This is a genomic window from Pararobbsia alpina, assembly GCF_902859895.1.
GTDB classification, from domain to species: Bacteria; Pseudomonadota; Gammaproteobacteria; order Burkholderiales; family Burkholderiaceae; genus Pararobbsia; species Pararobbsia alpina.
On sequence record NZ_CADIKM010000015.1, the window covers coordinates 87259 to 98086 of the forward strand.

The 10828-nt window shown below is 63.2% G+C and carries 10 protein-coding genes and 1 riboswitch; of the genes, 7 read left to right on the plus strand and 3 right to left on the minus strand.

Annotation, left to right across the window (positions count from 1 at the left end; all coding sequences use genetic code 11):
* Positions 1-12: 12 nt before the first annotated feature.
* The 5 genes from HV670_RS16430 to HV670_RS16450 all read left to right on the plus strand — a co-directional run bounded on the left by HV670_RS16430 (position 13) and on the right by HV670_RS16450 (position 6151).
* Positions 13-954, plus strand: a complete 942-nt coding sequence (locus HV670_RS16430; protein ID WP_175105860.1) for a carbohydrate ABC transporter permease — start codon at positions 13-15, stop codon at positions 952-954.
* Positions 947-1900 carry a carbohydrate ABC transporter permease gene (locus HV670_RS16435; RefSeq protein WP_217478441.1) on the plus strand — a complete coding sequence of 318 codons (954 nt, stop codon included), beginning with the start codon at positions 947-949 and terminating at the stop codon, positions 1898-1900. The genes HV670_RS16430 and HV670_RS16435 overlap by 8 nt, the downstream gene beginning before the upstream one ends.
* A gap of 17 nt (positions 1901-1917) precedes the next feature.
* The gene (locus HV670_RS16440; RefSeq protein WP_175105861.1) at positions 1918-3900 is read left to right on the plus strand and encodes a glycoside hydrolase family 127 protein; all 1983 of its coding nucleotides are present in this window, start codon (positions 1918-1920) and stop codon (positions 3898-3900) included.
* A 408-nt stretch (positions 3901-4308) separates the two neighbouring features.
* Positions 4309-5562, plus strand: coding sequence for a multidrug effflux MFS transporter (locus tag HV670_RS16445; RefSeq protein WP_175105862.1), 1254 nt, complete (start codon positions 4309-4311; stop codon positions 5560-5562).
* A 67-nt stretch (positions 5563-5629) separates the two neighbouring features.
* Complete coding sequence (locus HV670_RS16450) at positions 5630-6151, plus strand: DUF6496 domain-containing protein (RefSeq protein WP_175105863.1); 522 nt, start codon at positions 5630-5632, stop codon at positions 6149-6151.
* Between the two features lie 33 nt (positions 6152-6184).
* Here the strand turns inward: HV670_RS16450 and HV670_RS16455 are convergent, their stop codons facing one another.
* Positions 6185-6985 (minus strand): DUF72 domain-containing protein, encoded by an 801-nt coding sequence (locus HV670_RS16455; protein WP_246257530.1) that lies wholly within the window; start codon positions 6983-6985, stop codon positions 6185-6187.
* Between the two features lie 174 nt (positions 6986-7159).
* Positions 7160-7414: a hypothetical protein gene (locus HV670_RS16460; RefSeq protein WP_175105901.1), complete on the minus strand. Its 255-nt coding sequence runs from the start codon at positions 7412-7414 to the stop codon at positions 7160-7162.
* 361 nt (positions 7415-7775) lie between these two features.
* A riboswitch (TPP riboswitch) is annotated at positions 7776-7903 on the plus strand.
* Positions 7904-7961: 58 nt separating this feature from the next.
* On the opposite strand from HV670_RS16460, the gene HV670_RS16465 reads away from it, so the two are divergent.
* Positions 7962-9266: a purine-cytosine permease family protein gene (locus tag HV670_RS16465; RefSeq protein ID WP_175105865.1), complete on the plus strand. Its 1305-nt coding sequence runs from the start codon at positions 7962-7964 to the stop codon at positions 9264-9266.
* 7 nt (positions 9267-9273) lie between these two features.
* On the opposite strand, the gene HV670_RS16470 is transcribed toward HV670_RS16465, so the two are convergent.
* The gene (locus HV670_RS16470) at positions 9274-10158 is read right to left on the minus strand and encodes a PIG-L deacetylase family protein (RefSeq protein WP_175105866.1); all 885 of its coding nucleotides are present in this window, start codon (positions 10156-10158) and stop codon (positions 9274-9276) included.
* 292 nt (positions 10159-10450) lie between these two features.
* Between HV670_RS16470 and HV670_RS16475 the strand changes: the two genes are divergently transcribed.
* The gene (locus HV670_RS16475; protein ID WP_175105867.1) at positions 10451-10666 is read left to right on the plus strand and encodes a hypothetical protein; all 216 of its coding nucleotides are present in this window, start codon (positions 10451-10453) and stop codon (positions 10664-10666) included.
* Positions 10667-10828: the final 162 nt, after the last annotated feature.

Below are 10828 nucleotides of genomic sequence, written 5' to 3' on the forward strand. Positions count from 1 at the left end.
AGCGCGATCATCATGGGCGTCCTGTTCGGATCGCAGAGCACCACGCCAGCCTTGCGCCGACGCGTGCCTAAGCCCGGCTCGCCGGGCGGTCGCGACCGCAATCGCGCAGGTTACTGGTTCGTGTTGCCGTGCGTCGTTTTCACCGTGGTGTTTTTTCTCGTGCCGCTGGTGATGACGCTCGGCATGTCGCTGTACAACTGGCCATTGATGGGCGTGGCGCGCTTCGCCGGCTTCAGGAACTACCTCGACTTGCTGCAGGACGCCTCGTTCTGGGCGGCTCTGTGGTTCACGACGGAATACACCCTGTTCGTGACGCCCGCGATCTTCGTGGTCGCGTTCGTGCTCGCGATGCTGGTCAATCGCGCGCGGCGCTTCGTCGGTCTGTTCCGCACGGCGTTCTTCCTGCCCGTGGTAATTGGCCTCACGACAGCGAGCCTGCTCTGGGTCTGGATGTACAACGACCAGGTCGGCATCTTCAGCGCGATGCTGATGCAGCTTGGGATCATCGACGAACCGGTGCAATGGTTCGGCGATACGAACTCGGCGTTGTGGTCGCTGATCGTGATGATCCTGTGGAAGGCATCGGGTTTCACGATGGTGATCCTGCTCGTCGGCATGCAGGCGATTCCGCAGGACCTTTACGACGCGGCGCGCATCGACGGCGCACGCTGGTGGGCGCAGCAGCGCTACATCACGGTGCCGCTGATGCGGCGTACCTTCGCGCTCGCCCTGATCATGGCGGTCATCGGTTCCTACCTCGCGTTCGAGCAGTTCTATGTGATGACGCGCGGCGGGCCGATGAATACCACGATCACGGTGGTCCATTGGATCTATCGCGCTTCGTTCACGTACTTCAAGTTGGGCTACGGTGCGGCGATGTCGGTGGTGTTGCTGATCGTGCTGCTGTTGTTGAGCGTGATCCAGATGATCCTTCTGCGAGACGACCATGAGTGATGCGCTGCGTTCCGCCGATCGCGATTTGGGCACGGCTTCGACGTCGCCGGCGACGGCTTCCGGTTCCGGGGACCTGCCCGTCATGCAGGATCGTGGCCGCACAGCGCGAATCAAGGCGAGGGCGGCTGTCGCGCTCTACTATCTGGTCTGCGGCGTACTGACGGTCTTGTTCCTGTTTCCGATCGCGTGGTCGGCGTTCACGTCGTTCTATTCGCCCGCCGATGCGAGCGCTTCGCCGCCGAAATGGATTCCGTCGCATCTGTCGTTCGAGAACTACTTCAATCTCGCGAGCTACGGCGAAGGGATTTGGCGCTACCTCGGCAACAGCGCCTCGGTCGCGGCGATGACCGTATCGATGACACTCGTGCTCTGTACGCTCGGCGGTTACGGTTTCTCGCGCTTTCGTTTTCGCGGACGCAATGTGATCTTCATCGTGATTCTCGCGACGCTGATGATCCCGTTCCAGTCGATCCTGAACCCCTTGTTCGTGCTGCTGCGTTGGCTGCACCTGCAAGGCACGCTATTCGGCCTGGCACTCGTCTATACGACATTCCAGTTGCCGTTCGCGGTGTTCATGATGCGCAACTCGTTTGACTCCGTACCACGCGAGATCGAGGAGGCGTCGCTGATCGACGGCTGCAGCTCGCTGCAATCCCTGCGCATCGTGATGCTGCCGCTCGTCTTGCCGGGGCTCGTGACCGCGGGGCTGTTCGCGTTCTTTGGTTCCTGGAACGAACTGCTTGCCGCGCTGATCCTGCTTGGCGATGCGAGGAACTACACGATGCCCGTGATGCTGCTCAATGCACAGAGCGGGCAACTGGGCGCGATCGACTGGGGGCTGATGCAGGCGGGCATCACGCTGTCGATCCTGCCGTGCGCGGTGCTTTTCCTGTTGCTTCAGCGCTACTACATCAACGGCCTGATCGCGGGCGCGGTCAAGGCATAACACTTGCAACTCACACCATGAACGACACGATAACCTTGCGTCAGCCCGTGGTCGTCGATTTCGCATCGACGGCATATGCCCGGATCAAGCCCGTCGCGGTAACGGCCGTCGAACTGCGTGGCGATTTCTGGGGGCACCGCTTCGCGACGAATCTCGAGCAGACCTTGCCGAGCCAATGGGACCTGCTCGAAAGCACGGGCCGGCTCAACAACTTCCGGCGCGTGTTCGGCGAATACGACGGACCGTTCGAGGGTCTGTTCTTCAACGACTCGGATCTTTATAAATGGCTCGAGGCCGCTTCGTGGCTGGTCGCCCGCGGCCCGAACGCGCTGCTCGAGCAGCGCATCGAGGAAGGCATTACGTTGATCGAGCGCGCGCAAGGCGCGGATGGCTACATCGACAGCTACTTCTGCCTCGAGCGTGAGGGCGAACGCTGGACCAATCTGCGCGACCTCCACGAAATGTATGTCGGCGGCCACTTGATCCAGGCCGCGGTCGCGAACCATCGCAGCACGGGCCAGACGCGGCTGCTCAATATCGCAACCCGCTTTGCCGACATGCTGTGCAGCCGTTTCGGGCCGGCCGCCGAAGGCAAGATCGAGGCGGTCGACGGCCACGAGGAAATCGAAATGGCCTTGATCGAACTGGCTCGCGAGACCGGCCAGACCCGCTATCTCGAACTCGCGCGATTCTTCATCCGGGCACGCGGCCATGGGCTGCTCAAGGGCGGCCGGTTCGGCGACGCGTACTACCAGGACGACGTGCCGTTCGACCAGATGGAAAATCTCGCCGGCCACGCGGTGCGCGCGCTGTATATGGCCTGCGGGATCACTGACCTCTATCTCGAGACCGGCGATGCGAAACTTTTGCCGAGGCTCGAAACGCTCTGGGAGCGGCTGACCGCGCAGCGGATGTATATCACCGGCGGTGTCGGTTCGCGTCACGACGGCGAGGCGATCGGCGCGGACTACGAGCTGCCGAATGGGCAGGCCTATACCGAGACGTGCGCGGCGATTGCCAGCATGATGTGGTGCCACCGGCTGCTCGCGGCGACCGGCAATGCGCGATATGCCGACCTGTTCGAATGGACACTGTATAACGGCATGCTGCCGGGCTGGTCGCTCGACGGGCGTGAGTACTACTACGTGAATCCGCTCGAGGACGATGGCGGTCACCGCCGTCAGCCGTGGTACCACTGCGCGTGCTGTCCGCCGAATGTGGCGCGCACGCTCGCCTCCCTGCCGGGTTATGTGTACGGGACCGACGCGGATGCGATCTATGTTCACCTCTACGTCGAAAGCGATGCACAGGTGCCGCTCGGCGAACGCACAGTCGGTCTGCGCCAGCGCACGCGGTATCCGTGGGATGGCGCGATCGAAATCACGGTCGACGGCGAGGGCGAGTTCTCGTTGAAGCTGCGGATCCCGGGCTGGGTCGACGGCTCGGCCAACCTGACGACGCCGGCCCGCGAAGCAGGCGGCCATGCCGCGGAGCCAGGTAAGACTGGCTTGCCTGTGCTGACGCTCAACGGTGTACCGCTCGAAGCGAAGCCGGATTCGCAGGGCTATGTCGAAATTCGTCGCGCGTGGCAGCATGGCGATCGGATCCGGCTCGATCTGCCGATGACCGTGCGGGTCTGGCAAAGTCATCCGAAGGTTGCCGAAAACCGTGGGCGTGTCGCGCTGAGCCGGGGTCCGTTGTTGTATTGCGTCGAACGTGCGGACATGCCGGGTGTGGATCTCGATGAGCTGTATGTCGATCCGACACAGATCGAGGCCAGCTGGAAGGCCGAACAGTTGGGCGGTGTGGTCGTGCTGAAGGCGGCGGCGCATCGCCGGTCGATCGGCTCCAGTTGGAGCGGGGCACTGTATCGACCGATGGCTCAGGACGGATCGAACGGATCGCCGGATCCAGCGACGATAGTCGCGATTCCGTACTTCGCATGGCATAACCGCGAGAGCGGGCCGATGAAGGTATGGCTCAACTATCGGGGCGAGTAGGCTAGAAGGACACACGCCGCGCAATGCGGCGTGTGCATCGAATGCGCTCGCTCGGAACGCATCGTTCATTCGGTCGATCGATCGGTCATCCATCTTGCGTGCTGCTTGCGACGTTTGATCGCAAGCCCTCCGCACGCGCGCTCTTTCAGCGCTGAAAGTGAATATCTGAAAGATGAAATTCAACTTCAATAGGAAATTCCATTCCGCTGCGCCTGTCCTGCCTGTGATTTACTGCACCGCTATACTAAGCCCCCGGCAAATCGGCGTACGGGCTGTAGTGCGCCCACGTCGTGCGCGCGAGGTCTCACGGTCGCAACCGGCCGGTGACGGACGACCGCGTAGGCCAACGCCCCAACCATTCAATTGGGGTGACCGAAAGATGTTTACCTGGTGGGAAAGCAAAGACACATGGTGTTCGCATTTGGAAAATCGACGGGGCCCGACGCCGAGACGGGGGCATTCCACCTGAAACCGGGGTCGATCGGCTTCGGCGTCCTGCTCGGCGCGATCTCGGCACTCCCACCGCTTTCGATCGACCTGAACCTGCCCGCCTTGCCGCAGCTTGCGCGAGCGCTCGCGGTGGCGCCGCAGTCGGCAGCCGCGACCTTGAGTGCCTTTCTGTTTGGGTTTGCGGTGGCGCAACTCATCTACGGTCCCGCTTCGGATCGCTACGGGCGCCGCCCCTTGTTGCTGATCGGGCTCGTTCTCTATGTCGCCGGTGGGTTGGCATGCGCGTTCGCATCGTCGCTGCCGACGCTTCTCGTTTGGCGCGCCTTGCAGGGCGCCGGCGCGGGAGCCGGCATGGTCCTTTCGCGCGCGATCGTGCGCGACTCGTTCCCGGACCCTGCATCGGCGCGCGTTCAGTTTGCCTACGTGAATGCGGTGAGCCAGGTCGCACCTGTGATCGCGCCACCGCTGGGTGCCTTGATGCTCATGGCCGGCCTCTCCTGGCGCGCGATCTTTTTGTGTCTCGCCGGGGCGGGAGCCGTGCTGATTTGCGTTATCTGGATGTCGCTCAGGGAGAGTTTGACACTGGACCCGAATGCAAGCGGGCAACGACGCGGCGTCGCGCACGACTACCTGCGCTTCGTGCGTTCGCGGGTATCGATAGCGAACACCCTGCTGACAGGATGCACCTTCGGAGGCCTGTTCACTTTTGTCTCGGGTTCGTCGCTCGTCTTCGTGAACACGCTGCATCTGAGTGCGCTGAACTATGCGGGAATCTTCGCGCTGATCAGCGCGTGCATCATCGCGGGATCGTGGGCGACCGCGACCCTTTCGCGCGGGCGCTCCGCCGAAGGCTTGCTGAAGGCGCATCTCGTGACGGCCTGCCTCGGTTCGGTGGCGATTCTGATCGTGCAATATCTGTCGGGCACGGGTGGCATGATCGTGCCGCTTACCCTGGGGTTCTCGATCGTCGCGTATTGCGCGGGTGCGACGCTACCCATCTCGATCCAGCAAGCGCTGCAGTCACTGCCTGAGATAGCCGGGACAGGCGCGGCGCTGCTGGGCTGCGTCCAGATGTTGGGCGGCTCGTTGGCAGCCGCGTTGGTCGGGCCGCTTTTCCATAGCCTGGGCCCGGTCGGGATTCCATGGGAGATGTTGGCGTTTTGCGTGGGCGCGGTCATTCTCAACGGACGTGCGCGCGCCGTGCAAGCCTGAGTTTGCACGAGTCCGGGCACACCCGTTGCTGTCCTCAGGAATACGAACCTAACCATGGAGGTTTGTCATGCCTGAGAAGAAAACACTGGAACGTGCTCACGCCGCAAAGCGTCAGGGCAAGTCTGGCAGCACCCAGGCTGGTGCTTTCGTCAAGGAACAGGTGGACCACATCCGTGAAGGCAAGCACGGCGCGAAGTCCACCAAGCAGGCCATCGCGATCGGCCTGTCGGAAGCCCGGCGCGCCGGGGTCAAGCTGAAGCCGCCGAAGAAGGGCAGCGTCTCCGAAGCCACGCGTCGCAAGGCCAAGTCCGATAGCGATGCCGGCCAGGGGAAGACGCCCACGGCCGGTAACGCCGAATCGCATGCGAAGCGTTCGGCCGCCGCGACAAAGGCACTCAAGCGGGAGAGTGGGGCAGCCGCCTCACCCAAGGCGCTCTCCAAGCAGGCTCACGAGTCGGCAAGCCGACGTTCCGCCGCCGAGCGGTCGGCCGCGGCCAAGAAGGGAGCCGCCACCAGAGCGGCAGCCGCCCGGTCGCAGGCAGCAAAAAAAAAGGCGGCAGCTACGCGCGCGTCGCGCGCACACCATTGATGAAGGATTGGCCGCCACGGAGATCCAGGCGGCCTATTTCTTCAGCCGCTCGAGCAGGGCCTTCGCCGCATGGGGCGCGCGGATCTTGGCGCCGTTGATAAAGAAGATGAACACATCGCGCTGCTTGGCCACGGGATCCTTGTCGCCGACACGAGGCAGGTCATCGGGCGATTTTCCGTTGGCCCACGCCGTCGCGCGTTCCACCCATGCATCCAGCTCCTTCGGCGCATAGCCGCTCTTGAACTGCTCGCTGCTCGACATCAGCCGCGCATAGACAAAATCCCCGGTCAGGTCGGCGAAGGACGGGTACTGATCCGAGTCCGCAAAGACGGTCGCGGCACCGTACCGCCGCGAAAGCTCGACGTACTCGGCCGTCATGAAGCTCGGATGGCGCACTTCGAGAACGTGGCGCAAGGCATGACCGTCGACTTTCTTCGGCAACATGGCGAGAAACGCGCCGAAGTCGTCCGGCTCGAAACGCTTGGTGGACGCAAATTGCCAGAGGATCGGGCCGAGCTTCGGACCGAGTTCGGTGATGCCGCTGTTCACGAAGCGCTCGATCGATTCCCCCGCTTCCGCCAGCACGCGCCGATTTGTCGCATAGCGGCTGGCCTTGAGCGAAAACACGAAACCGTCTGGCGTGTCGTCGCGCCATTTGGCGAATGTCGCGGGCTTCTGCGAACCGTAGTAAGTGCCGTTGATCTCGATCGCCGTGACCTCACGGCTCGCGTAGTGAAGCTCCTTGCTTTGCGCCAGATCGTCGGGATAAAAGCTGCCGCGCCAGGGTTCGAAAGTCCAGCCACCCATACCGACGCGAATCTGTTGTGGTGCCATCTGCGGATTCTCCCAAGCCGGGGGGGGCCTCGAACTGTCGGGGCCCGGATCGTCACGTGATGGTTGCGGCATGCTCGCGACGGTCCGATCCAGGGGCCGTCGCGTCGTAATCCGTCGTCCTGGCCGTATGGCATCGGACGAACCTTATGTATCCGCCGCGATAACCTTTTGCGTCTATTCGCCGATCTTGACCCGCAACTCCCGTGCTGATTCAAGCAGGCCGATATAACCGGCGCGCGCGTGCTCGGGGAGGTCGGGGTCGCCGACGAAGGTGCCAAGCGTCTCAACGATGCTGTAAAGGATGCCGCGTGCCGCGCTCGCCGCGATATTGCCGGACGACCAGAGTGTGTCCACATGGCCGATGGCTGCATCGAAGTGCTCAGGTCCGGGGCGTTCGGCCACCAGGGGATCGACGGCGGGATTCTCCATGGCGGGCCGCGTGTCGGTGTCCGATAGCGTGTCCCGGTCTTGTTGGTCAGGCATCATGGCTTGCGTCCTCGGTTGGGGCGATTCGGTCAATGCGCTTTCAGTGTATATCGCTGTGGGATGTTGCAGTGCAGCGGCGTGTCGGCGTTCTGCTGCTCCTCCTCGCACGCAGACCTCCCCCATTAGCTCCGCCCCTCAACCTCCATGCGCCAATGCGCCAATGCGCCAATGCGCCAATGCGCCAATGCGCCAATGCGCCAATGCGCCAATGCGCCAATGCGCCAATGCGCCAATGAAGCCGACCTTTCGACGACCGATCCGTTCCCTAAAAAAATTGACGTCCTCCGTTTGACATGCGAAGGTGTCGGCTTGCTCGGGGAGCCGGTGGGGCCGGCTGAGAGCGTGCCTGTGCGGTCGGTTCGACGCGCCAGTACTCGACCCGCTGAACCTGATCTGGATCGCACCAGCGTAGGGAAGCGCATCGATGTAGTCGTATCGACCCGGTTTCCGGCGGCGTTCCCGATCAGTCATGATCCATTCAGAGCCGCCCATGTCCGCCTCACCGCTTTCCAATTCCACCACGCGCGTGGTCAACGAATCGCTGCACCCCGTGCCGCCCGAGCTGCGCAAGCTCGGCTTCTCCGACTACCTCGCCCTGTGGGGCAGCCTTGGCGTCGGCCTGCTTGTCATGCAGGCAGGCGCCCTGCTGATTCCCGCATTGAGCGGCGCAGCCGCCGCGGCAGCCGTCGCCGTCGGCACGATCGGCGGCACGCTTCTGCTTGCCTGGGTCGGCTATCTCGGTTCGGTTTCCGGTGTGTCGAGCGCCGGCCTGATCTGGAGTGCGCTCGGCCGGCGCTTCGCTGTCCTGCCGATCGCGCTCAACGTGCTGCAATTGCTCGGATGGTCGGTGTTCGAAATCGTCGTGCTGCGCGACGGGCTGGGTGCGATCGCCAGGCAGCAGTTCCATGCGATTCCCCCGCCATGGCTCACGGTGCTTGCCGGCGCGGTGCTCGCCGGACTGTTGTCACTGAGCATGGTCGGCGTGGTGCGGCGCCTTATCCGGCGTATCGGCCTATGGTTGATGCTGGCCTCGCTCGTCTGGCTGACAGTGCGTTTCGCTCGCGAAGCGAGCCCTGTGTTGCTCGAGCAACCGGGCAAGGGCGGCCTTGCGTTTGCCGCCGCCGTGGACCTCGTGATCGCCATGCCGATTTCATGGCTGCCGCTGGTCGCCGACTACACGCGCTACGGCCGCTCGCCGCGCGCCGCATTCGGCGGCACGCTCGTCGGCTATGGTCTCGCGAACGCATGGTGCTTCCTGCTGGGTATCCTGATCGCCGCGCTGCATCCGGGGGCGGAACTCATGCCGACGATTCTGCAGGCGAGCTTTGGTGCGCTCGCACTGGCCTTGATCCTGATCGACGAAACCGATAACGGCTATAGCGATCTGTATTCCGCAGCCGTTTCGACGCACAGCCTGGTGCCCAAGTGGTCGGTGCGCGTCTGGGGGCCGGTGTTGGCGCTGATTGCCACGGTGCTCGCTTTGCTGCTGCCGATCCAGAATTACCAGGATTTCCTTTATCTGCTCGGATCGATATTCGTGCCCTTGTTCGGTGTCGTGATCGCACACCATGGCGCGCGGCCGCGTACGCCCGACAGCACGCAGGTCGCACTGAGCTGGGTCGGCGCCGTTGCCTGGATCGCAGGCATCGCTGTCTACCAGTACGTCACACGCTTCGAACCGCAGTGGGGGGCTTCGCTCCCCGCGCTCGCGGCGAGCTATGTGTTGTATCGCGTCTTCGCACGCTGGTCGCCGACCCCCGCCGGGCTCGCGGATTCGAATGGGATCGGCGGATAGCGCAAGCCTACTGCGCGAATACCGGCAGCAACGACTCGGCCAGGCCGATCGCGCAGCGGCTCTCACGCGATTCGATGCGCTTTCCGTTCCAGCGATCGACCCGGTAGACCGCGCCAAAGTCGAACGAAGGCGGCTCGAGTCCCGCACCGAAAATCGTTTCACCACCGCGCCGCACGCTGTCCGCGAGCCATGAGGTCAGCTTCAGGTGATAGGGATTGCGCTCGACTTCCTTGCGGTGGCAGACGAGTGCGCGCAACAAGGTGCTCACGTCGCCAACCGAAAGCTCGACGAGCAGGTTCGGCGACGCCATGGTTCCCCAGAACTCGCTCTGCACGAGCCACGTCGGTTTGCCATAGGCCTGCAAGGCATCGAACGTCAGTGTATGTGTGCCGATATGCGTGGCCGAGCCATCGGCGCCATGCGGGCAGAGCACGAGCGCGGGCCGGAACTGTTCGAATACCTGCGCAAGCCGTGCGACATCGCGCCCCCAGCTGTCCGGCTCGGACGTGCGGCGTGCGAGATGCAAGGGCAGTTGCCCCGCGAAATCCGGATCGACTGTCGCAAAGCCGAGTTCGCCGCATGCGTGGGTCAATTCGATCCATCGTTCTTCGCGCCGTGCCACATTGCTGCCGAGCGTCGCCGCGACATTCACCACTTCATAGCCGGCCTCGCGGTGAAGCCTCAAGGGCAGGCCACCCACGATGCATTCGTCGTCAGGATGGGGCGAGACGATCAGCGCGACAGGCTTGCCGGCATCGATCTCTCGTATGGGGCAAGGGCCCTCGAACGCCTGAGGGATCGGAAGGGGCGCATGCAGGAGTTCCTGGAACGCTTCGACATAGGCATCGAAGCTGGCTTGGGGGGTGTCTTGTTTGCGATCGCCTGAATGCATGGTGCAGGTGTTCCGGATTGCTTATGTCCGAGATTGTAGCGGGCTGGCGGAAAGGCGCGCGGCAATCGCTGATCCGGCGACGCTCGGATGGCGCATACTGCAATGAATTCGGCAGTATTCGCCAGCACGATTCGAGCAGGCCGCGCAGGCCCGTGCGGGATCGAAATTTGCTGCCTTGACAGACGATGCAGTTCGTCCCGGTGTGTGATGACCGGGGCTGATCCGATCTCCACCGGGCCGCTCATTCCCAGGGGATATCAACCTTCAATTTCTTTGAAGAAAGGAGACAGTCATGTCAGGGAAACACGCGAACAAGGATGCGGGCAAAGTCCGCGCTTCTGTCCATACGGCAGAACACGGCGCTGGCTACCTGTGGGCAATCACATTGCTCGACATGAAAGAAAACGACGTGCGGCGTGTCCTGTTATCGGACGACAGCTTTGCGACGCCGGCCGCTGCGCGCGATGCGGGTGAGGCGGCGCTGAAAGGGATGTCGCACGATCATTGAGCGCGCGAGGCGTGCCAGGCACCTTGGCCTTCACGCCGAACGCAATAGCGCCGCTGCAATCCGGCCACCGACGGACAGCCCAGGTGGCCTGGAGAGGGTCTTCGAAGGGTCTTTGAAGCCCGGCATATTCATGCGAGGGGCTGGAGCGGTGTAAGGCCGTTC